At 44.8% G+C, this 21,050-nt stretch carries 22 protein-coding genes and 1 riboswitch; of the genes, 15 read left to right on the top strand and 7 right to left on the bottom strand.

Annotated features, from left to right (window positions below; genetic code table 11):
* Window positions 1-59: 59 nt before the first annotated feature.
* Complete coding sequence (locus NSQ12_RS17650) at window positions 60-938, top strand: SMP-30/gluconolactonase/LRE family protein (protein ID WP_003228493.1); 879 nt, start codon at window positions 60-62, stop codon at window positions 936-938.
* 36 nt (window positions 939-974) lie between these two features.
* Here NSQ12_RS17650 and NSQ12_RS17645 read toward each other — a convergent pair whose 3' ends face one another.
* Window positions 975-1,766: an SDR family oxidoreductase gene (locus tag NSQ12_RS17645; RefSeq protein ID WP_015384617.1), complete on the bottom strand. Its 792-nt coding sequence runs from the start codon at window positions 1,764-1,766 to the stop codon at window positions 975-977.
* A gap of 153 nt (window positions 1,767-1,919) precedes the next feature.
* A riboswitch (cobalamin riboswitch) is annotated at window positions 1,920-2,059 on the top strand.
* A gap of 105 nt (window positions 2,060-2,164) precedes the next feature.
* On the opposite strand from NSQ12_RS17645, the gene NSQ12_RS17640 reads away from it, so the two are divergent.
* From NSQ12_RS17640 to liaR, 11 genes are all read left to right on the top strand, one after another.
* On the top strand, window positions 2,165-3,109 hold the full coding sequence (locus tag NSQ12_RS17640; RefSeq protein ID WP_103030990.1) for an ABC transporter substrate-binding protein: 945 nt from the start codon (window positions 2,165-2,167) through the stop codon (window positions 3,107-3,109).
* Entirely contained in the window at window positions 3,072-4,133 is a 1,062-nt protein-coding gene (locus NSQ12_RS17635; RefSeq protein ID WP_042974729.1) for an iron ABC transporter permease, read from the top strand. The genes NSQ12_RS17640 and NSQ12_RS17635 overlap by 38 nt, the downstream gene beginning before the upstream one ends.
* Window positions 4,133-5,461 carry an ATP-binding cassette domain-containing protein gene (locus tag NSQ12_RS17630; RefSeq protein ID WP_204551516.1) on the top strand — a complete coding sequence of 443 codons (1,329 nt, stop codon included), beginning with the start codon at window positions 4,133-4,135 and terminating at the stop codon, window positions 5,459-5,461. Before NSQ12_RS17635 ends, NSQ12_RS17630 begins: the two co-directional genes overlap by 1 nt.
* Window positions 5,462-5,483: 22 nt before the next feature.
* Window positions 5,484-6,065 (top strand): cob(I)yrinic acid a,c-diamide adenosyltransferase, encoded by a 582-nt coding sequence (locus tag NSQ12_RS17625; protein WP_198878512.1) that lies wholly within the window; start codon window positions 5,484-5,486, stop codon window positions 6,063-6,065.
* Window positions 6,066-6,241: 176 nt separating this feature from the next.
* Entirely contained in the window at window positions 6,242-7,510 is a 1,269-nt protein-coding gene (locus NSQ12_RS17620) for an MFS transporter (RefSeq protein ID WP_029318421.1), read from the top strand.
* A gap of 161 nt (window positions 7,511-7,671) precedes the next feature.
* Window positions 7,672-8,052: a cell envelope stress-induced membrane anchor protein LiaI gene (gene liaI / locus NSQ12_RS17615; RefSeq protein WP_003243447.1), complete on the top strand. Its 381-nt coding sequence runs from the start codon at window positions 7,672-7,674 to the stop codon at window positions 8,050-8,052.
* A gap of 26 nt (window positions 8,053-8,078) precedes the next feature.
* On the top strand, window positions 8,079-8,756 hold the full coding sequence (locus NSQ12_RS17610; RefSeq protein WP_003228506.1) for a PspA/IM30 family protein: 678 nt from the start codon (window positions 8,079-8,081) through the stop codon (window positions 8,754-8,756).
* 101 nt (window positions 8,757-8,857) lie between these two features.
* Window positions 8,858-9,730 (top strand): DUF4097 domain-containing protein, encoded by an 873-nt coding sequence (locus NSQ12_RS17605; RefSeq protein WP_198878513.1) that lies wholly within the window; start codon window positions 8,858-8,860, stop codon window positions 9,728-9,730.
* A gap of 33 nt (window positions 9,731-9,763) precedes the next feature.
* Window positions 9,764-10,489: a LiaRS two-component regulatory system accessory protein LiaF gene (liaF, locus tag NSQ12_RS17600; RefSeq protein WP_003228510.1), complete on the top strand. Its 726-nt coding sequence runs from the start codon at window positions 9,764-9,766 to the stop codon at window positions 10,487-10,489.
* The gene (liaS, locus tag NSQ12_RS17595; protein WP_003244464.1) at window positions 10,486-11,568 is read left to right on the top strand and encodes a two-component system sensor histidine kinase LiaS; all 1,083 of its coding nucleotides are present in this window, start codon (window positions 10,486-10,488) and stop codon (window positions 11,566-11,568) included. The genes liaF and liaS overlap by 4 nt, the downstream gene beginning before the upstream one ends.
* Window positions 11,546-12,181 carry a two-component system response regulator LiaR gene (gene liaR, locus NSQ12_RS17590; protein WP_003243201.1) on the top strand — a complete coding sequence of 212 codons (636 nt, stop codon included), beginning with the start codon at window positions 11,546-11,548 and terminating at the stop codon, window positions 12,179-12,181. The genes liaS and liaR overlap by 23 nt, the downstream gene beginning before the upstream one ends.
* A 7-nt stretch (window positions 12,182-12,188) precedes the next feature.
* Here the strand turns inward: liaR and gerAC are convergent, their stop codons facing one another.
* Genes gerAC through gerAA form a run of 3 tightly spaced genes read right to left on the bottom strand, consistent with a single transcriptional unit; the run spans window position 12,189 to window position 15,821 of the window.
* Entirely contained in the window at window positions 12,189-13,310 is a 1,122-nt protein-coding gene (gene gerAC, locus NSQ12_RS17585; RefSeq protein ID WP_003243203.1) for a spore germination receptor protein GerAC, read from the bottom strand.
* Complete coding sequence (gene gerAB, locus NSQ12_RS17580) at window positions 13,307-14,404, bottom strand: spore germination receptor protein GerAB (protein ID WP_009968145.1); 1,098 nt, start codon at window positions 14,402-14,404, stop codon at window positions 13,307-13,309. Before gerAB ends, gerAC begins: the two co-directional genes overlap by 4 nt.
* A complete protein-coding gene (gene gerAA, locus NSQ12_RS17575; RefSeq protein ID WP_003243555.1) occupies window positions 14,373-15,821 on the bottom strand; it encodes a spore germination receptor protein GerAA in 1,449 nt (482 codons plus the stop codon). The genes gerAB and gerAA overlap by 32 nt, the downstream gene beginning before the upstream one ends.
* 117 nt (window positions 15,822-15,938) lie before the next feature.
* Here gerAA and NSQ12_RS17570 point away from each other — a divergent pair, with 117 nt between their 5' ends.
* Together NSQ12_RS17570 and fumC are read left to right on the top strand one after the other, a co-directional pair.
* Window positions 15,939-16,124, top strand: coding sequence for a YvzF family protein (locus NSQ12_RS17570; protein WP_003244599.1), 186 nt, complete (start codon window positions 15,939-15,941; stop codon window positions 16,122-16,124).
* Between the two features lie 66 nt (window positions 16,125-16,190).
* Entirely contained in the window at window positions 16,191-17,579 is a 1,389-nt protein-coding gene (fumC, locus tag NSQ12_RS17565; protein WP_003228523.1) for a class II fumarate hydratase, read from the top strand.
* A gap of 39 nt (window positions 17,580-17,618) precedes the next feature.
* Here fumC and NSQ12_RS17560 read toward each other — a convergent pair whose 3' ends face one another.
* Window positions 17,619-18,494, bottom strand: a complete 876-nt coding sequence (locus NSQ12_RS17560; protein ID WP_198878514.1) for a TetR/AcrR family transcriptional regulator — start codon at window positions 18,492-18,494, stop codon at window positions 17,619-17,621.
* Window positions 18,495-18,661: 167 nt separating this feature from the next.
* On the opposite strand from NSQ12_RS17560, the gene spxO reads away from it, so the two are divergent.
* Window positions 18,662-18,826 (top strand): anti-adapter protein SpxO, encoded by a 165-nt coding sequence (spxO, locus tag NSQ12_RS17555; RefSeq protein WP_003221681.1) that lies wholly within the window; start codon window positions 18,662-18,664, stop codon window positions 18,824-18,826.
* Between the two features lie 27 nt (window positions 18,827-18,853).
* Here the strand turns inward: spxO and cssS are convergent, their stop codons facing one another.
* Both cssS and cssR read right to left on the bottom strand, forming a co-directional pair.
* The gene (gene cssS / locus NSQ12_RS17550; RefSeq protein ID WP_003228527.1) at window positions 18,854-20,209 is read right to left on the bottom strand and encodes a secretion stress-responsive two-component system sensor histidine kinase CssS; all 1,356 of its coding nucleotides are present in this window, start codon (window positions 20,207-20,209) and stop codon (window positions 18,854-18,856) included.
* The gene (gene cssR / locus NSQ12_RS17545) at window positions 20,206-20,883 is read right to left on the bottom strand and encodes a secretion stress-responsive two-component system response regulator CssR (RefSeq protein WP_003228529.1); all 678 of its coding nucleotides are present in this window, start codon (window positions 20,881-20,883) and stop codon (window positions 20,206-20,208) included. Before cssR ends, cssS begins: the two co-directional genes overlap by 4 nt.
* Between the last annotated feature and the right edge of the window lie 167 nt (window positions 20,884-21,050).

The raw sequence follows: 21,050 nt of genomic DNA, 5'->3' as shown, positions 1-21,050 counted from the left end.
TTGGACACCTCTTTGCCGGGAATAACAATATATAGACTGAAGCTAAAGAGGTGTAACACATGGATGCAGTATTGGAAGCAGACACTCGGGCAGTGATTGGAGAAGGCCCGTTATGGGATGAAGAAAACGGCCGCTTATATTGGGTTGATATCCTGGGGAGCGAGCTCCACATCTTTGACCCTGAAGAAAAAATCAACCGATCAATCAAATTCAAATCCTTTGTGACGGCGCTTGCGAAATATTCAAAGGATGAACTGATTATGACGATGAAGGACGGGTTTTACCTGTATCATCTTCGGGATGACAGCTTGGAAAAAATTAAACAGCCGAAGGACATGCATGAGAGCCTGAGATTTAATGATGCTAAATGTGACCCTTACGGAAGGCTTTGGGCGGGGACGACGAGCATGGAAGGCGAGCAAAAACAGGCGTCGCTGTACCGTTTGAATCTAGACGGCAGTCTTGTCAAAATCAAGGATCAAGTCTCCACCTCAAACGGTTTGGATTGGGACCGCGAGCGGAATTTGATGTATTACATCGACACGCCGACGCAGGAGATTGTGCGTTACAGCTATGATCCTCAAAGCGGAGATGTTTCGAATCCAGAACCTGTCTATCGTTTTGATCAGTCAGACGGATTGCCGGACGGCATGACAATTGACCAAAATGGCATGCTGTGGGTGGCGCTGTTTGGCGGCAGCCGCGTTGTTCACATTGACCCGTTTCAGAAAAAAGAAATCAATTCAATCAGCGTGCCGGCTAAATATGTCACGTGCTGCGCGTTCGGCGGCAGAGACTTAAAAACCCTTTACATTACAACGGCAACAGAACAAATGACAGAAAAAGAGAGATACGAGCAGCCTCACGCTGGAGGGTTGTTTTCAGCACAACTGGAAACAGGCGGATATCAGCCGGTACCATTTGCTGGAGACGTATAAAAAAACGCATCCGAAATACGGATGCGTTTTTTTATACTACAGAGAACGGATAATGCCGCCTTCCACACGCTGTGCCGTGCCGTTAATGGCGGATGCGGCGTCAGACGCGAGGAATACGATTGTGTTAGCGACTTCTTCTGCTGTCGCGTAACGCTGAATAAGTGAGGTTGGCTCATTGACCTTGAAATAGTCTTTGATAAATGTATCTGTATCCTGGCCGGCTGCTTGTGCGGCGCCTTCCATATAGGATGCCACACCCTCTGTCCAAGTAGGTCCCGGGAGCACTGAGTTGACCGTCACATTTGTGCCTTTTGTCATTTCAGCCATTCCTCTTGAAAGGCTGATCAGCGCCGTTTTTGTCATTGAGTATGGAATCATCGTTGGCAGCGGTTTGACGCCTGCTTCACTTGCAATATTTAAAATGCGGCCGCTGTTTTTGGCAAGCATTTTTGGAAGGAAGTGACGGCTTGTCCGAACGGCGCTCATCACGTTCACTTCGAAATATTGATTCCACTCTTCATCTGTCACATCGGCAAAGTCTTTTACCTCGAAGAAACCAAGGTTGTTGACAAGGATATCGATATCACCGATTTCATTTACTTTTTCGATAAAAGCCGCTGCTTCATCTGTTTTTGACAAATCGGCAGCAGCACCGTGCACTGTTCCATAGCCAGAAAGCTCTTCAATCGTGCGATCGACAGTCTCCTGTTTGCGTCCGTTGACAATGACTGCCGCACCCTCTTGCAGAAAGCTTTTTGCGGCGGCTTTCCCGATGCCGGACGTCGAGCCGGTGATTAAGACGAGTTTGTCTTTTAGCTGTAAATCCATAAGAATCATTCCTTTTGATTGATGATGGTATTAAGTATACAAGATCAAATTTAGTGTTTACGAGGATTTTGCTCCCATACACAATACGGGGAAAAGTCATTCAGGACGCATATACAAGCCTGTCAGTCATATAGTATAATTACTCCGAAAAAAGGATACGAATGTCAAATAGGTGCCGGTCCGTGAACAACAGCCGGCTTAAAAGGGAAACCGGTAAAAGCCGGTGCGGTCCCGCCACTGTAATTGGCAAAGCGCCAAGAGCCAGGATACCTGCCTGTTTGATCAGCACGAATTCTGCGAGGACAGATGATGTGTAAACAATAGGCTTTTTTGTGTTGTTTACAGCATCTTTACCGTCGTAGAGATGCTTTTTTTAGTTCGTTTAGGAGGAAAAGATTATGAAAAAACGAGCCGGGATATGGACTGCGCTCCTGCTGGCTGCTGTTATGCTGGCAGGCTGCGGCAATCCTGCGGATCAGAAGGATTCAAAGGCAAAACAAAAAGCAGAAGCGTTCCCTGTCACCATTGATGATGCGTCGAACCAAGATGTAACCATCAAAAAAGAGCCAAAAAAGATTGTTTCATTAATGCCGAGCAACACAGAAATTACATACGCACTCGGCCTTGGTGACAAAGTGGTCGGTGTCACCACAAACGATACCTATCCAAAGGAAGTCAAAAAGGTTGAGAAAGTCGGAGATATGAATGTAAACGTTGAAAAAGTCATTTCTCTAAAACCAGATCTCGTTCTGGCCCATGAGTCTTCCATGTCAGCATCAGCGGATGCCATCAAACAGCTGAAGGACGCGGGCATTACAGTGCTGACTGTCAATAATGCACAATCATTCTCCGAGGTGTACAAATCAATCGAAATGATCGGAGAAGCTGGCGGGGCGGAGAAAAAAGCTGATCAGCTCGTGAAACGCATGAAATCAGATCTAAAGGATATTCAAGAAAAAGCGAAAACCATTTCAAAAGACGAGGAGAAAAGCGTATTTATCGAGGTTTCTCCTGATCCTGACATTTATACAACCGGAAAAGATACGTTTATGAATGAAATGCTGAATGTCATCCATGCTAAAAACGCAGCTGCGGATCAGACAGGATGGGTGCAAATGACAGACGAGGCGATCGTAAAACTCAATCCTGATGCAATTGTTACAACGGACGGTGTGAAAGCGAAAGCTGTGGAAAAACGCGATGGCTGGAGCGAAATCAATGCTGTGAAACATCATCGTGTATATGATGTGGACCCTGATCTTGTGACACGTTCCGGTCCCCGTCTGATCGAAGGGGTCGAAGAACTTGCGGAAAGCATTTACCCGGATACGTTTAAGGAATAATCGTTATGCCGCATATATCATTGGTTTCTCATTTTTAGCCGTGAGCATCATCTTAGGAATTTCTTGCGGCAGCCTGCATATTCCTATTCCCGCTGTTTTTCGTGTCTTTTGGCATCAAGGTTTCGGCGGCTCTATCGGTTCTGATGATCCGATGTACACTAATATTATGATGAATATCAGACTGCCGAGAGTTGTGCTGGCCGCCCTTGTGGGGGCGGCTCTTTCTATTGCAGGGGCCGCTTTTCAAGGATTGTTGAAAAATCCGCTTGCTGATCCCTATACGCTAGGTGTGTCATCCGGTGCTTCAGTTGGAGCTGTTGTGACTCTGTTCTTAGGTCTGCACCTTCCTGTCATCGGAGAGTTTACACTCCCGGTTGTGAGTGTAGCCGCGGCACTTGCCACGATGGCGGCGGTCCTTTTCTTCAGCCGCCTCGTTCATGCTTCGATGTCTGTTTCCACCCTCATTTTGACCGGTGTCATCACTAACTCTTTTTTGGGCGCATTTATTTCTCTTATCATCGCCTTGACAGGAGACAACCTGCTTCCGATTGTGCATTGGCTGCTTGGCAGCGTCTCAATGAGGGGCTGGAGCTATGTTATTTTGTTTCTCCCGTTTTTTCTTTTGGGAACCATTTTATTGATTATAAACGGAAGGGAACTAAACGTGATGACATATGGAGAAGATAAAGCAAAGCTTCTTGGAGTCAGCGTTCAGCAGAGGAAGATGATGATTCTAATAGCCGGATCTCTTTTGACGGGAAGCGCTGTGGCAGTATCGGGTACGATTGGCTTTGTCGGCCTTGTGATTCCGCATATCACAAGGTTTTTGTGGGGAACGGACCATCGGCATTTACTGCCGCTGTCCGCCTTGCTCGGGGCAGGATTTCTCGTTTTAGCCGATCTGCTTTCCAGAACCATCATTGAGCCGATTGAACTGCCGATCGGGATCATTACGTCCTTGGCGGGAGCGCCTGTGTTCGCTCTTATTTTAATTCGGCAGCACCGCGGGAGGAGAAGCTTATGATGAAGGCAGAAGGGCTGTCGGGAGGATACGGTGACAGCCGCCTAATCAACAATGTCAGCTTAACAGTGGAGAAGGGAGAATTTCTCGGAATTCTTGGCCCTAATGGAAGCGGAAAAACCACGCTTTTGCACTTGCTGACAGGTACGCTGCCGGCCAAGGAAGGCAGGGTTTATCTGGCCGGAAAACTGCTGGCGGACTATAAACCGAAGGAACTGGCGCAAATCATGGCTGTCCTGCCGCAAAAAATGGATCAAGCCTTCACCTTTACCGTCGAAGAAACTGTAGCCTTTGGCAGATATCCATTCCAAACGGGGCTGTTCAGACAGCAGACTGAAAAGGATGAAGCCATTGTACAGGAAGCAATGGAGCAAACAGGAGTGGCCGATTTTGCGCAAAAGCCGATTCGCGAACTAAGCGGAGGGGAACAGCAGCGGGTGTATTTGGCACAAGCTTTGGCGCAGCAGCCGCGTATTTTATTTTTGGACGAGCCGACTAATTTTCTCGATCTGGCTTATCAAAAAGACCTGCTTGATCTGATCAAACGCCTGACGAGAGAAAGCGGATTGGCAGCTGTCAGCGTTTTTCATGATCTGAACACCGCAAGCCTGTACTGTGATGAGCTCATGTTTATGAAAAACGGTACCGCCGGGCCTAAGCAAAAACCGGAATATGCTGTTACAGAACAAAGCATAAAGGCGGTGTACGATACAGATGTCACCGCCTTGGTTCATCAAAGCTCACCTAAACCGATGATTGTGATTCAGCCTGAAAAAGATAGCGTGAAGCGGCAGTCTATCCCATTTGAAGCATTGCTCCAAGCGGGGCGTGATGACATTCTTCTGCAAACGGAAATCCCGCTTCGAACATTGTCCTCGACGCCTATCGGTGCAGGGTTTTCGTGGAGCAGGACGCTGATCCATAAACGGCTGCCAGATCAGCCAGATCCGATAGAAGGACTTACGGCCTGTCTTTCAGAAAGCGGTTTTCAACTGCAGGAGACGTGTGCGATGGCTTCTTCAGAAAGACTTGACCGTTTCGTATATCGAACTTATGAAGACGGAGAGTTATCCGTTTTCATATGCGTTCAGACCGGCTTTTCGATTTGGATTTTGATTAACGGCTATGCGGCAGATCAATTCTTCATCAAAGCTCTTATGGCTGCCGAAGCAGAACGGACGAAAGTGCTGGGAGACGGAGGAGGCACAGGTGATATTCTCATCGCCGCGACTCAAACTCAGCAATCCGAAAACATAGAACAGCGGCTGAACCAATTGATAAAGAAAGGGACAGCTGAATGTGTAAAAGAGGCTGCTGAGTTGTTTGAATAAGTCTGTAAAGGAGATTCAGGGTATGAAACTATATACAAAAACAGGCGATAAGGGACAAACGGGCTTAGTCGGGGGCAGAACGGACAAGGACAGCCTACGCGTCGAAAGCTACGGCACGATTGACGAGCTTAACAGCTTTATCGGGCTTGCTTTGGCAGAGCTTTCCGGGCAGCCCGGCTTTGAAGATCTGACAGCCGAGCTGCTGACCATCCAGCATGAGCTGTTTGACTGCGGAGGCGATCTGGCAATCGTCACAGAAAGAAAAGACTATAAACTAACGGAAGAATCTGTTTCCTTTTTAGAAACGCGCATTGATGCCTATACAGCAGAAGCGCCGGAACTGAAGAAATTTATTCTTCCAGGCGGATCAAAGGGTGCTTCGCTTCTCCATATCGCACGCACCATTACAAGGCGGGCAGAACGAAGAGTGGTGGCGCTGATGAAATCGGAGGAGATTCATGAAACAGTGCTGCGTTATCTCAATCGTCTGTCCGATTATTTCTTTGCCGCCGCCCGGGTTGTGAATGCAAGAAGCGGTATTAGCGATGTAGAATATGAAAGAAGTGCCATTGTGTTTCGGGACCGAAACAGCAGCGAATCATAAAAAGTGAAAAGGAAAGCCGGCGTGTTCAAATATATGCCGGCTTTTTTTGTTTTTCACTCTGTCAATTTCCCATTTTACGACAAAAAATGAACCTTATGAATTATTGACTGAAAAATGGAAAAATGAGATATTGTAATAAATAGATGTAAAAAATAGGCAACGGGGGGCTCTGATGGATGGTGAAATTGATTGAAAGTGATAGCATCTGGAAGAGAAATTTCAATTATCTGTTTTTCTCAAGAATAGTCAAGATATCCGGCGATATGTTCGCATTTAATTCAATATTATGGTTTTTAATTTATGACGGCAAAGGTGCGATCGGCACTGCTTTATTGATTGCTGTCACGTTTTTGCCGGAAGCCGTTCTGGCGCCTGTGACGGGGCCTTTTATGAAACAGACCACGCTGAAATTTTGGATGTACTTTTCAGATCTGACAAGGGCTGCGATTGTTTTGATTATCCCTCTATGTCATTTTGCGGGCTTCTCTCCGCTGTGGTTTGTCATGACGCTTATGATTGTGCATTCAGCTACTGGAGCTGCCTACAATCCCGCCTCTATCGCTTTGATTCCTCAAATCGTCAATGAACAGGGCATTCAAAAAGCAAACGCTGTGCTGCAATCCTCCGCTCAAATTGTCCGGCTTGGGGCTGTCACATTATGCGGCGCTTTTCTTACATTTATCAGTCCTTCTTATACCATGCTTATCGCACTTGTGCTCTATTTGGTGTCAGGTTTTCTCGTTCTTTTTATTAAGTACACTGCGGTTGAATCTCAATCAGAGTCTGCGGTTGTTACACAGAGAGGCACATATATCGGAAGACTGAAACGCGGCTTTAGGCTCGTCAGAAAACACCAGATTTTATATCCGCTCGCCATTTACTGTATCTTTATGAATTTCGCGGCTGCCCCATGGGAAGCGCTCTCTGCCGTATACGTTGCGGAAGATTTAAACGGCCAGCCGATCGTATACTCGCTTTTAAAGGCCACCACCGCCGCGGGCGCGTTTTTATTAGGGTTTGTGCTGGCGAAAGTCAAGGTAAACAGGTACGGCTTGTTATTCGTCACTGCCGGTATTATTGAAGGATTTGCTTTCTTTATTACCGGGATGAATACCTTTTTGCCGCTCGTCTTTTTCGCTGCTTTTACCTTTGGCGCCGCAGTCAGTGCTGTTAATGTTCCTGAGTACACGATTATCCAGACGTCTGTGGATAGTGAGGATCAGCCGCAGGTTTACGCCGTTATACATATGATCTCCAATATTTCGATCCCAGCCGGAGCTGTCATTTGCGGGTATGCCGCTAATGCTTTCGGCTCAGGTAAAGTGATCGCTGCCGGCGGGATTGTCGAAATTATTGCGGGTATCGGAATTTTGCTGTTTACAAAACTGGCCAAAGCAGAAAGGTCCGACCTGATTAAAGAAAGGGAAGCAAGTGTTCATCTGTAAAGGGTTTTAAAACGCCATGCCTCGTGCATGGCGTTTTTTTGTGCCAATGGGTCCGGTGCGAGATACGACTCCGGTCTTATATAAAAATCAATCTCTGATTCGTTTTGCATATCTTCCAACTTGTATAAGATGAAGACAAGGAAAACGAAAGGAGGATCTGCATGAAGATAAACAAGAAAACAATAGGCGGATTCTTATTAATTGTATTTGGGATCTCTGTCTTTTTTGGAGGAGGAAGCTTCGGCTTTATCATCCCGCTCGCCATCGGGAGCTTGATGACATACGCAGGAATCAAAAGGTTTGCCGCGGGAAAAACCATCACGGGAATCATCGTGGGCGGTATCGGAGCCATTATGCTCATCTGCTCACTTCCGTTTGTCGTCGGAATCGCATTGGCGGCCGCTATGGTGTATTACGGCTGGAAGCTGATGAAAAACGGATCAGCTGATAACGGTGTATCATCTTTTGATCCTGAACCGGCTTCTGCTGCCTACCAATCTCACTTTGATGATGAATGGGAAGAATTTTTGAAGAAAAAATAATATCAATATATTAGGAGGAATTAGGTATGGTATTAAAAAGAATCAGAGATATGTTTGTTGCGTCAGTTCATGAAGGACTTGATAAAATGGAGAATCCAAAGGTGATGCTGAATCAATATGTACGCGATATGGAAAGCGACATCGCAAAAGCAAAGCAAACAATTGTGAAACAGCACACGATTGCCTATCAATTTAAGAAAAAATATGAAGAAGCCGCTGAAGTGGCTGGAAAACGGAAAAATCAGGCACAGCTCGCATTTGACGCAGGTGAAGAAGAACTGGCGAAAAAGGCGCTGACTGAAATGAAGTATTTAGAAGGAAAGGCGGCTGAGCATAAAGCTTCCTATGAACAGGCAAACAGTCAGCTGGCCGATCTGAAAGAGCAACTGGCTGCACTTGAAACAAAGCTTCAGGACGTAAAGGATAAAAAACAGGCGCTGATTGCGCGGGCAAATGCGGCGAAAGCTAAAGAGCATATGAATACCACATTTGACAAAATTGACAGTGAAAGCGCGTATCGTGAATTTTTGCGTATTGAAAATCGTATTGAAGAAATGGAAATCCGCGCGAATTATTCAAAGTCAGCGGAAGCCGGCACAGAACTTACACGTAAAGAATTCGCAGACGATGTAGAAGCGGAGATTGAAAAAATGCGGACACTTTCACTGCAAAAATCAGACCAGACACAAGCGGCAAATGAATAAGCGGAACGGGGAAGGATTTGCGGTCAAGTCCTTCCCCTTCCGCACGTATCAATTCGCAAGCTTTTCCTTTATAATAGAATGAATGAGAAGGATGAAACCGAATGAAAAAAATGCTTGGCAAACTGTTGATCACTGCCGGTATTCTGGTTTTTTTCGCTGTTGTCGTAAAAGATGTGTTTGCTGCAGGCCTAGGTTTCATAAATGGCACAGAAGCTGATTCAGCCAGCGCATCGCCGCGGGACATTGACAGCATGGTCATTGAGTCGGATAGCAAGGATGTCCGGATTATAGCGGAAGAACGAAGTGACATATCGGCAGGCATTTCAGGAGACTCAGGAAAGTTATTTGTTACTGAAAACAGAAGAAAACTGGAGCTGACCGTAAAGGAAAAAGAATTTCAATTTTTGAATGGATTTAACCGTTCAACTCTTATCGTCAGGCTTCCGTATGATTATAAAGGTGATCTGGCAGTACGAACCTCAAGCGGTGACGTGTCTGTGGCCGGGAATGACCATCTTGCGCTTTCCGGGCTGAACGCAGTATCTGCGAGCGGAAATACGAGCGTGACGGACGTCCGCATTCAAGATCTGAAAGTGAAGGCATCATCGGGGGATGTTTCCATTTCAAATACCGTCTCCAAAACAGCCGGCATTGATTTAGCTTCAGGGGACGCAAATCTGGTTCATGTATCAGGCTCTCTTGATGTGAAAATGACTTCAGGAGATTTTAATGCTGTATTGAAAAAGGTAACCGGTCCCGTATCTGTCACGCTGACAAGCGGTGATGCTAATGTAAGCCTTCCCCAAAACGGCAGCTTTGCAGTCAATGCTTTATCAGCAAGCGGTGACGTCAGTTCGCCGTATTCATTTGCTGATAAAGCACATAAAGAACAGCATCACATCACAGGCACGCAAGGAAGCGGCCAGCATCCAATCGACATCAAAACGGACAGCGGGGATCTAGCGATACGGTAGCACTAGGCAGAAGAAAGGAGGCGGACACCAGGAATGACAAAAAAACAGCTTCTCGGATTGATCATTGCTTTATTCGGCATCAGTATGTTTTTGCAAATTATCGGAATAGGCGATCTGCTGTTTTGGCCGCTCTTTTTTCTGATTGCCGGCTATTTCCTTAAAAAATATTCCCGTGATTGGCTTGGCTCCGTCATGTATATCTTTGCCGCGTTTCTATTTTTGAAAAACCTCTTCAGCATCACCTTTAATTTATTCGGCTATGCGTTTGCCGCATTTCTGATTTACGCCGGCTACAGGCTTGTCAAAGGGAAGCCGATATTCGAACCGAATGAGAAACAGGTCAACCTCAATAAAAAAGAACATCATGATCCGCCAAAAGATGTAAAACATCCCGACATGCGCAGCTTTTTTATCGGTGAGCTGCAAATGATGAAGCAGCCGTTTGACCTGAATGATTTAAATGTCTCTGGTTTTATCGGTGATATCAAAATCGATTTATCTAAAGCGATGATTCCTGAGGGAGAAAGTACAATCGTCATTAGCGGAGTCATTGGAAACGTTGATATTTATGTACCATCGGACCTTGAAGTGGCTGTCAGCTCAGCTGTTTTTATAGGTGACATCAATCTGATCGGCTCGAAGAAAAGCGGATTAAGCACGAAGGTATATGCCGCGTCAACCGATTTCAGCGAGTCAAAGCGCCGTGTCAAAGTGTCCGTTTCCTTATTTATCGGTGATGTGGATGTGAAGTACGTATGAGAAAAAAAATGCTTGCCAGCCTCCAATGGCGCGCCATCCGCATGACAACGGGAATCAGCCTGCTCCTTTTTGTTTGCCTGATTTCCTTTATGATGTTTTACTATCGGCTCGATCCGCTTGTTTTGCTGTCATCTAGCTGGTTCGGAATTCCGTTTATCCTGATTTTGCTTCTGATCAGCGTGACCGTCGGTTTCGCCTCAGGGTATATGTACGGCAACCGGTTGAAGACAAGGATTGATACATTAATTGAATCCATTTTAACCTTTGAAAACGGCAATTTCGCTTATCGGATACCGCCGCTCGGTGATGATGAAATCGGCCTGGCCGCTGATCAGCTGAACGAAATGGCGAAGCGCGTGGAGCTTCAAGTCGCATCCCTCCAGAAACTTTCCAATGAACGTGCGGAATGGCAGGCTCAAATGAAGAAGTCGGTTATCTCAGAAGAACGCCAGCGATTGGCTAGAGATCTTCATGATGCGGTCAGCCAGCAGCTCTTTGCCATATCGATGATGACATCAGCCGTGCTGGAACATGTCAAGGATGCTGATGACAAAACAGTCAAGCGGATCAGGATGGTAGAGCATATGGCAGGCGAAGCCCAAAATGAGATGAGGGCGCTGCTGCTCCATTTACGGCCTGTTACCCTTGAAGGAAAAGGGCTGAAGGAGGGCCTTACGGAGCTTTTGGACGAGTTCCGAAAAAAGCAGCCGATTGATATTGAGTGGGATATACAGGACACAGCGATATCCAAGGGTGTTGAAGACCACTTGTTCAGAATCGTGCAGGAGGCCCTTTCAAACGTATTTAGACATTCAAAAGCGTCAAAAGTAACCGTGATTCTGGGCATAAAGAACAGCCAGCTCCGTCTGAAGGTGATTGATAATGGAAAAGGCTTTAAAATGGACCAGGTGAAAGCCTCCTCATACGGCTTGAATTCTATGAAAGAACGTGCAAGTGAAATCGGCGGTGTCGCCGAAGTGATTTCAGTAGAAGGAAAAGGCACTCAAATCGAAGTGAAGGTCCCGATTTTTCCGGAAGAAAAAGGAGAGAACGAACGTGATTCGAGTATTATTGATTGATGATCATGAAATGGTCAGAATGGGGCTCGCGGCTTTTTTGGAGGCGCAGCCCGATATTGAAGTCATCGGCGAAGCATCGGACGGCAGCGAAGGTGTTCGGCTTGCTGTGGAACTGTCGCCTGATGTCATTTTAATGGACCTTGTCATGGAGGGCATGGATGGCATTGAAGCTACAAAGCAAATTTGCCGGGAGCTTTCCGACCCGAAAATTATTGTGCTCACTAGCTTCATTGATGATGACAAAGTGTACCCGGTTATTGAAGCTGGCGCGCTCAGCTATCTGTTGAAAACCTCAAAAGCGGCAGAAATCGCCGATGCCATCCGCGCCGCAAGCAAGGGAGAGCCGAAGCTGGAGTCAAAAGTGGCGGGAAAAGTATTATCCAGGCTGCGCCACTCAGGTGAAAACGCGCTCCCGCATGAATCGCTTACAAAACGGGAGCTCGAAATACTCTGCCTGATCGCAGAAGGAAAGACAAACAAAGAAATAGGCGAGGAACTGTTTATTACGATTAAAACAGTCAAAACACATATTACGAATATTTTATCAAAGCTGGATGTCAGTGACCGGACGCAGGCGGCGGTGTACGCACACCGAAATCATCTCGTGAATTAGGCGGCTGCTATTTGTTTGCGCCTTTCGTTCCGAAGTCTCTGACAATCACATTGACCCGGTAGTCTATTTCCGCATTGCTGAAATAATCATCATCCCATTTTCTTGAAATCTTTTTCCATTTTTGAGGATAATGAATTCTGACCTCGTTTCCCAGCCCGGTTACGTCCGCTTTGATCTCTTTCTGCAGCTTCTCTGTAATAAATGACGTTACTGTTTCGTGTACTCGTTTTTCGACTGTCTTTTCAATACTTTTAATATATGAATCCTTAAACGAGTCTTCATTGGGATTCCAGTCCTCAGATAGACGACCTTCAATATTGCGGGTAACGGTGAATTTGAACTTTCCGTCCTTGTATGCCGTCTTGATCTTCCGATTGCTTGAATATACTTCATAAGAAAAGAGATGGCCATCGCGCTTCAAGTCAATGACGCCTCCCTCGACAGTGCCTGAAAATAAGCTGATATTTTGAACCTCAATCGGGGTGAGGTCCCGGTGCCATAATTTATTTTTTATGATAGAGGCTCCGTTTATCGCGAGCTTGCCGTTTTCCTTACCGACATGAGGGATGAGGAATGAATCGTCAGAGGTTAAGTGTTCTGAGATCTCCCCCAATGTAACTGGCTCCATCGTTCTGATCGTCACCTTATTATTCTCTGTCAGATCATATATCACGTTGGATGCGGGTTCGCCTTCATCATTCATGTTAAATATATCCTTAGTTCGGCCGTTGGTGATAAAGACGTAGGAACTCCTCCTTGTTCCGTTGTCTCTGACAAACTGGTTAATAATGGCGTCCATTCCAATTTGATCCGCAATCACGCTTTTGGAAAGCAGAATGAGACGCAAATGCTGTGAAAACGTAGGCTTATGCTTTAATGCAGAGGTTCTCATCATTTGATGGACAGTTTTACCCTTTGTGATAGAAAGCTGTGTCGGATCAGATGAAGAGCCCTCCTTGGCGCTGATTATTTTCGGCACGAGAATTTGCTGTGTCAGCTCTAAATTTTCATCGTCAGGCTTGTCTAGCCCTACTCCGATCACTAAGCTTAATTCCTCGATATTCTCACTGTCCCAGCATCCGGACAGCAATAGGGTGCATATAAACATACATAAAATCCGGATTTTCATTTTGTTGTAATCCTCCTCTTGAGAGCTACAATGAAAAAGAGAATGAACGGAAGCAGAAACAGGGAGACAAAAATATAGCCAAGATAATCGCTATACATCATGACTTGATTGGCGTCATCCGGCCAGAGAGAAAAATAAAAGACCGTTATGCCGATAATCACCATGCTTGTTTTAGTCGATAATCCAAATGTCTTCTTTAGCCCGTTAGCGGCAAAGTATCCGTAAATGACAAATGTGGTGAAAAACTGGATAATCCAGACCACCAGTAAAAAGGATTCAAACCGTTCAATAAATATGCCTTTAAGCTCAAAGGACTGAAAGAGAGAAATAGTCGGCCAAATCAGCGTTTTCACCTCGGGAGCGGTCAAAGCTCCGACAACGATAATATACGTAAGGATATATAAGATAATCGGAATCAGAAATCCTAGAGACGCATATCTGAACGTGTATTTCTTTTTCTTCATATGTTCAGGAAGAAACAGCATCACTTCCATTCCTAAAAAAGAGATGGAAACGACGGTAAGGGAGTTTGCAATGGGTCCAAGGCCTTCGCCTAAAACAGGACGCAAATTATTGATATCAAAAATTTTAAAACTGATCCCGAACACAATCAGCAAAATAATAATGGTTACCGTTAAATAAAAGGGAAACAGCCGCGACACATCGCTTAAGCCCCCAACCATTAAATAAATGCCGCAGCAAATAAACGTTAAAATAATGACTTGAATTGGGGTTCTCTCCAGCAGGAAAAACTTCACCATTTCAGCCATTGCCCGTGTCTCGAAGCTGGCTACGCCGAGGAAATAGCCGCAGATCAAAAGGCCGATGATGCTGCCGATCCATTTCCCAAGCCCTTCCTTCAAATATTCAAAGAGTGAAGGGTATTGATGTTTTTTCTGAATGAGCGTGTTTAAATAAATGAAGAAAATAAAAATGAAACCTTCTAATATCAGCGTGATCCAGCCGTCAGGCGTATTAGCCTTAGTGGTCAGCGCTCGCGGCAATGTTAAAAGTCCGGCCCCAAGCATTGTATTTGCAACAATAGAAATACCTTGAAAGGTATTAAGTTTCAGTGGAGTCTGTTTTTGGCTCATTTGGATTATTCACCTCTTTTGGTTTGTTTTTAATTGGGAGACGGATAATGGAGTCATCCGTATTTTTCAGGCTAAAGAATCCGTTTGGCGAAAAATACGGAGACCCAAAGCTCGTTTGTCTCGTTAAGTGCGTATAAACGACAAGCATAAATAAAATAATGCCGTATAGCCCTAAAATAGCGGCGGAAAACATCGAAATAAAACGCAGCACCCGGAAAGACAGACCCATTCCGTATTGAGGAACGGTAAAGGATGCCAGGGCAATGACACTGACGACAATGACCATAATCGAACTGACGAGATTCGCTTCTACAGCAGCCTGTCCGATGACTACGCCCCCAACGAGGCCGATCGTCTGTCCGAGCGGATTGGGGAGTCGCAGTCCGGCTTCCCTTAGCAGCTCGATGGTTACTTCCATCAGCAGGGCTTCAAATATCGGAGGGAACGGCACGTTTTCCCTGTTCGCCGAAATCGTGACGGCGAGTGCGGTCGGCAGCAGCCCCTGATGGAAGGAAACAAGTGCTATATAAATCGATGACAAAAACAAGGTGATAAAGATAGAAGCAAAGCGCAGCGACCGGATAAGAGATGCTGAAATCCAGCGTTCATAGTAGTCATCCGGGGATTGCATCAGGATGCCGAGAGAAACCGGCACCAGCAGCACAAATGGTGAACTGTCGACCAAAATTGCCACACGGCCGTTAAACAGGGCTGAAGATACTTTGTCAGGTCTTTCCGTATTTTGTATCTGCGGAAATGGTGAATATTTATTATCTTCAATGAGCTCCTCGAGCGTTCCGCTGTCCTGGATATCTTCCAGCTGGATATTTTTAAGCCGCGCCTTCACTTCTTTTATGACGGACTTTTTTGCTTTGCCTTCAATGTACATAATGGCTGCAGGCTTCAGCTTGTTTTCGCCGATCATGATTTTTTTGGTGATCAATTTCGGATGAGAGGTTCTTTGTCTGATCAGAGCGAGATTTGTATCAATATCCTCTACAAACGCTACTTTTGGGCCGCGAACCACTTTTTCAGTTGTCGGCTCTGTCAGGCTTCTTGTTTTTTTCTTTCCTGTGGTCAGAATATAGGCTTTATCCAATCCGTTGATAAACACAGCACAATTGCCGTTGAGAATCGATTCAATCGTTTTTTTTGCAGTTTCAACAGGTCTTGCGTCAAGCTGGTCAAGGCGTTTTTTGACCTGGTCAAGCGTTAAGGTCTCCTCATCTTTAATCAAAGTTTTAATGGCTTCTGACACCTTATTCTCATCAGTCATTTCACTGAAATAGAGATAGTAAAAAACCAGTCCGTTCGCAAGCATTTTTTTGTTTTTCACCAGATCATCGTTTTCTTTTAATTTTGGCAGCACCAATGCTAAATTATCGTGTATATATTCCTTAAACTCTGTTTGTTCCAATGAGGTCACCTCTTATCCAAAACCTTAGTAGAGGTTATCTTTTCCTGTTAAAAAAATGATATACTGTGTTAGAGTATTTCATGGAGTAAGTTTTTTTATGAAAGCGGAGGATACGAAGTGGCACAGGTAAGGCTAGCTGGAAAACAAGAAGAAATTGAACAGCTCATTAGATCATTTGAACAGCATTATGATGTCTCTTATACATCAAAGGAGTACGGCAGGACAAATCCAAAATACAAATATTCAAAGGATTCCCGCGTATATCTTGAATTAAAATTAAAATCTGCCAAGATCGAAAAATAAAAAGGATTTTTTGTGTCATTGGCGAATTATGATCTATTGAAGCAACCGTTATGGAGGGATACATAAATGGAATACAGAATTGAACGAGACACCATGGGAGAAGTAAAAGTTCCTGCTGATAAATTTTGGGGCGCCCAAACACAGCGAAGCAAGGAGAACTTTAAGATCGGTTCTGAAAAAATGCCGATGCGTGTTGTGAAGGCGTTTGCAATTTTAAAACGAAGCACTGCTCTAGCTAATAAACGCCTCGGCAATCTGGACGCTGAAAAAGCAGAAGCGATTGCAGCGGTTTGTGATGATGTGCTCAAAGGCAAGTACGATGACAACTTCCCGCTTGTCGTATGGCAGACCGGAAGCGGCACACAAAGCAATATGAACATGAACGAAGTGGTAGCCAACCGTGCGACTGCTTTATTAAAAGAGAAGAACTCTGATCAAACGATTCATCCAAATGATGACGTGAACCGAAGCCAAAGCTCAAACGACACATTCCCGACTGCGATGCATGTTGCCGCTGTTTTGGCTGTTTACGAGCAGCTTGTGCCGGCGCTTGATCAGCTTCGCAATACACTGGATGAAAAAGCAAAAGCATACAATGATATTGTCAAAATCGGACGCACGCATCTTCAGGATGCTACGCCACTGACCCTCGGACAGGAAATCAGCGGATGGGTTCACATGCTGGACCGTTCGAAGGAAATGATTTTGGAAGCGACAGATAAAATGCGTGCGCTTGCAATTGGTGGAACGGCTGTCGGAACGGGTATCAACGCTCACCCAGAGTTTGGAGAGCTTGTCTCAGAAGAGATCACTAAGCTGACCGGCCAAACGTTCAGCAGCTCGCCGAATAAATTCCACGCGCTGACAAGCCATGACGAAATCACTTATGCGCATGGCGCATTAAAAGCGCTTGCGGCTGACTTAATGAAAATCGCGAACGATGTCAGATGGCTCGCAAGCGGACCCCGCTGCGGCATCGGGGAGATCGTCATTCCTGAAAATGAGCCGGGAAGCTCTATTATGCCTGGTAAAGTCAACCCGACACAAAGCGAAGCGTTAACAATGATCGCAGCGCAAATCATGGGGAACGATGCGACAATCGGCTTTGCGGCGAGTCAGGGGAACTTTGAACTGAACGTGTTTAAGCCTGTTATTATTTACAACTTCCTGCAATCTGTGCAGCTGCTCAGTGACGGCATGAATTCATTCCATGATAAATGTGCTGTCGGTATTGAGCCTAATAAAGAAACCATTCAGGAAAACCTGTCAAATTCATTAATGCTTGTTACGGCGCTGAACCCGCATATCGGTTATGAAAACGCGGCGAAAATCGCCAAGCTTGCCCATAAAGAGGGATTGACGCTCAAAGAAGCAGCTTTGAAGCTTGAATTGCTGACAGAGGAGCAATTTAACGAAATGGTTAAGCCGGAAGACATGGTAAAACCAAAGGCGTAATAGGAAGAAAGAACGGCTGCTTTTTAAGCAGCCGTTCTTCTAAATATGTTGCTGTTTTAATAAATATTTAAGCTGTTCCGCATCTTTGGCGAGAGCTTCAGACTCCGTCAGATTATGAATCATTCCTTTTATGATCGCCAGCTTCGGTGTTTTTTTCTTCATTTCTGCTTCAAGTATGTCTAAGCTCTCCGATAATTCAAGAGAGGAGTTTGTGTTTAAGCTGTTAATTTTGTCACGTAGGCTTTTCACAATTGATTCAGTCAGCGGGTCAGGCCGTCCGTGCGTAAGAGGCCCGAATAAAGAGCTAGCGTCTTCCAATGTGATGAAAGGCTTATCGTTTCGTTCAGACATGCCTTTTACCATATCATCAATTCGATTCATAATGATATTAGCTAATTGAGACGGCTTCACAGTGTACCCGAGCAAAATCATGCATTCCAGGTAAATCTGGCTGATGCCCTCTATTAAAAAACAAAGCTCAGCAGTGTAGGGTTCCGCTTTTTTTCCATAGATGTTCAGCAGGCTGTCGATATGAAATTGAAGTGAGGACTGGCGGATTTTTTTTGCGCATTGCTCCACTTCTTCTGTGTAAGGCAGAGAACCCTCCTTCAACTGCATGCTGATAAAATCTTTGTGTTCAAGAATGTTTTCATAGAGGACGGTCAGCTGTTTACGGTAAGCCGTTCTGGGGCTGTCGCCCTTCGTTTTAATATTTAAAATTCGGGTAAACGTTTTATCATAATAGTAGTTCAGCATAGAGAGAAGAAGCGCTTCTTTCGAAGGAAAATAAATATAAAAAGCGCCTTTAGATATTTTGCATTCTTTTGCGATTTCCTGGACTGATGTTGAGTTGTATCCTTTTTGGGCAAATAGTTTTAAGGCTGTTTCAATAATCAGTTTTTCTTTTTCCTTCAATGGTTCCACCCTTTCGGAGCCCGGAGGCCTGCTAGGATATGACCATATAGTCACACCGTCTGTTATAAAATTAACCTTATTGTAACTTGTTTTTTTATCATGTATTATTTATATTATAAATTGAGATGACCGAATGGTCAAAGCTCAAGTGAAAGGGTGAATCTAGAATGAGAGAATTGGACGAAATGATCAGCCGCTTGCGAAACAGAGGAATCAAAGTGGAGAAAGTCAAATATCCGAAGCAGACCTTGTCAGAGAAAAAATGGGTTCATCAATGCAAACAGCCGCTCAAAACAAATTACAGAGATTTTAACGGCTATTCTTTCACATAAAAAAATAGACTGCAAAACATCTACAGTCTATTTTGGCACTGCTATGCGGTATGTTACACCCGTTTTGTCATTTTCAATTGAGATAGATGCCTTATGAAGAGTTAAAATTCGTTTTACGATGCTTAGACCAATGCCGAATTCGCCTTTCTTCCCTTTATTAAAAGGCTCATAGAGGCTGGAGAGCATCTCATCTTCAATATGCGGACCGTCATTTTTAATGGTGATCACGATATTTCGATCATCTTGTTTCATGCTGATTTCTATTTTTGTCTCAGCATAGCGGATTTGATTTTCCAGAATGTTTTCGAGGAGTTTGTTCCATTGCTCCGGATCGCCCGGCATCAAAATATCCTCTTCTACATCAATTTCCCACGATAGTTCTTTCCGCGCCCACTTCAATCGTTCGATGACTTCTTCTGTCACTTCCACAATACTGAACATGTCGTGCTGCACTTTTTGCTTCGCTAAATAATCCAGCTTCGTTAAATATAATAAATCCTTTATTTTTTTCTCCAGCTTAAGGGCTTCGCATTCAATAACATCTACAGTGTTTTCAAGGTCTCCTTTAGGAAAAATCCCGTCTTTAATTGATTGTGTATAGCCTCTGATGACCATGACCGGCGTTTTTAAATCATGAGAGATATTTTGCAATAGAGTTCTTTCTGTTTCATCCTTTTGCACAAGCTTTTGGCGCATCTCTTCGATGGTATGGCCCAATTTGCCGATTTCATCTTTCCGATCCACTTTTACTGGGTCATCCCAATCCTGTTCAGAAATCCGTTTGACGTGTTTTTCAAATGATACAAGAGGCCTTGATAAATACTTTGCAAGCCAAATAGCCGGAATCCAGCTTAATAAAATGACGACAGCTATAATAAACAGAAGCTGTTTGAACAAGGTATAGGCCAAATCGTCCCGATAAGAATCAAGCGCGTAAGAGAGCATCATCGCTGATTGTCCATTGACGGAAAGTCCCTTTTTAATGACAAAAAACACTTTCTCTCCATTGACGTCGGCGCTGTAACGTTTCTTTTTAGCTTCCTGCTTATCAGCCAGCTTGTACACCTTGTGGATAAATGAAGATGACAGAATGCTTAAATCCTTGTCTGAAGAAGCCTCTTCATTTTCAGGAAGGAGCACGTGCTGTACGGAGCGGACAGTTGTCGGCGCCGTCGCCTCCTCGCTGTAATAGCGCCTTTCAATCGAACCTGGCAGGCGGTACTCTGTCAGCACATGCTGCTCATTTTCAATCGTCGTATACGTTTCATTAGTGAAAAAATCTCGCAGCGTGTTTGAAAATAACACAAGCAGTAAAATCGATATCGCTAACAGGATGCCGGATATGACAACCCATATCTGAAACGCGAGCGGCTTGTTTTTCATGATGACATCATCCTGTAGCCGAAACCGTAAATCGTCTCCACCTTCAATTCAGGCATCTTTCTGCGCAGTCTCCGGACGAGATCATCAACGACCCGATCTGTTCCGAAGTAGTCATGTCCCCACACTTTTAGGAGGATATCCTCACGAGAGTATGGATGCCCTTTATGATGGATAAATAATAGCAGCAGATCAAATTCCTTTGACGTCAAATTGATGATATTTCCGTTTTCGTCATAGACCTCGCGGGCGTCTTCAGCGACCCGATACGAGGAGACGGCAATTTCATTTTTTTGGACAGGAGGAGCTTCCTTATATACGAGCTGCAGCAGCTTTTGCACACGGATAATCAGCTCCCGCGGCAGAAACGGCTTTGAAATGTAGTCATTGCTGCCAAGCTCTAAGCCAAGCACTCTGTCAATATCCGCATCTCGGGCGGAAATAAAAATGACCGGCACGTCAGGATCTTTCGCCTTGATTTCTTTTATTAATGTATAGCCGTCGGTATCCGGCAGCATGATATCGAGAATCCATAGGTGGGGAGACGGTGTCATTTTCTTTCTGGCGTCTTCACCTTTCGTAAAAGATGTAATGTTCCAGCCCTCATTCTCTAAATACTTCGTTAGCAGTTCATTCAGGTTATCCTCATCTTCAACTAGATAAATGGTGTATGACAAGGCTCTTCACATCCTTTCAACGTCATTATAAACTAGTTTTAACATACGGCAGGCAATTTTCATAATTTCACATATTCTTTTCATTTTTATCCCACAATGTTTGTTTATGATATGGTTAAGGGAAGAAAGGAAGAGAAAAAGAGCGAGGAAGATGTAGGATGATCAAA

Source organism: Bacillus sp. PS95, from assembly GCF_037963565.1.
Taxonomy (GTDB): domain Bacteria; phylum Bacillota; class Bacilli; order Bacillales; family Bacillaceae; genus Bacillus; species Bacillus subtilis.
Note: the sequence above shows the minus strand (reverse complement) of the source record. Positions and strands in the feature narration are given on the sequence as shown.

Coding starts and splice junctions, on each gene's coding strand:
- NSQ12_RS17620 (WP_029318421.1), top strand. CDS start 6,242: ATGGTGAAATTGATTGAAAGTGATAGCATCTGGAAGAGAAATTTCAAT.
- liaI (WP_003243447.1), top strand. CDS start 7,672: ATGAAGATAAACAAGAAAACAATAGGCGGATTCTTATTAATTGTATTT.
- NSQ12_RS17645 (WP_015384617.1), bottom strand. CDS start 1,766: ATGGATTTACAGCTAAAAGACAAACTCGTCTTAATCACCGGCTCGACG.
- NSQ12_RS17650 (WP_003228493.1), top strand. CDS start 60: ATGGATGCAGTATTGGAAGCAGACACTCGGGCAGTGATTGGAGAAGGC.
- NSQ12_RS17605 (WP_198878513.1), top strand. CDS start 8,858: ATGAAAAAAATGCTTGGCAAACTGTTGATCACTGCCGGTATTCTGGTT.
- gerAB (WP_009968145.1), bottom strand. CDS start 14,404: ATGAGCCAAAAACAGACTCCACTGAAACTTAATACCTTTCAAGGTATT.
- fumC (WP_003228523.1), top strand. CDS start 16,191: ATGGAATACAGAATTGAACGAGACACCATGGGAGAAGTAAAAGTTCCT.
- cssS (WP_003228527.1), bottom strand. CDS start 20,209: ATGAAAAACAAGCCGCTCGCGTTTCAGATATGGGTTGTCATATCCGGC.
- spxO (WP_003221681.1), top strand. CDS start 18,662: ATGAGAGAATTGGACGAAATGATCAGCCGCTTGCGAAACAGAGGAATC.
- gerAC (WP_003243203.1), bottom strand. CDS start 13,310: ATGAAAATCCGGATTTTATGTATGTTTATATGCACCCTATTGCTGTCC.
- NSQ12_RS17630 (WP_204551516.1), top strand. CDS start 4,133: ATGAAGGCAGAAGGGCTGTCGGGAGGATACGGTGACAGCCGCCTAATC.
- liaF (WP_003228510.1), top strand. CDS start 9,764: ATGACAAAAAAACAGCTTCTCGGATTGATCATTGCTTTATTCGGCATC.
- liaS (WP_003244464.1), top strand. CDS start 10,486: ATGAGAAAAAAAATGCTTGCCAGCCTCCAATGGCGCGCCATCCGCATG.
- NSQ12_RS17640 (WP_103030990.1), top strand. CDS start 2,165: ATGAAAAAACGAGCCGGGATATGGACTGCGCTCCTGCTGGCTGCTGTT.
- NSQ12_RS17610 (WP_003228506.1), top strand. CDS start 8,079: ATGGTATTAAAAAGAATCAGAGATATGTTTGTTGCGTCAGTTCATGAA.
- NSQ12_RS17625 (WP_198878512.1), top strand. CDS start 5,484: ATGAAACTATATACAAAAACAGGCGATAAGGGACAAACGGGCTTAGTC.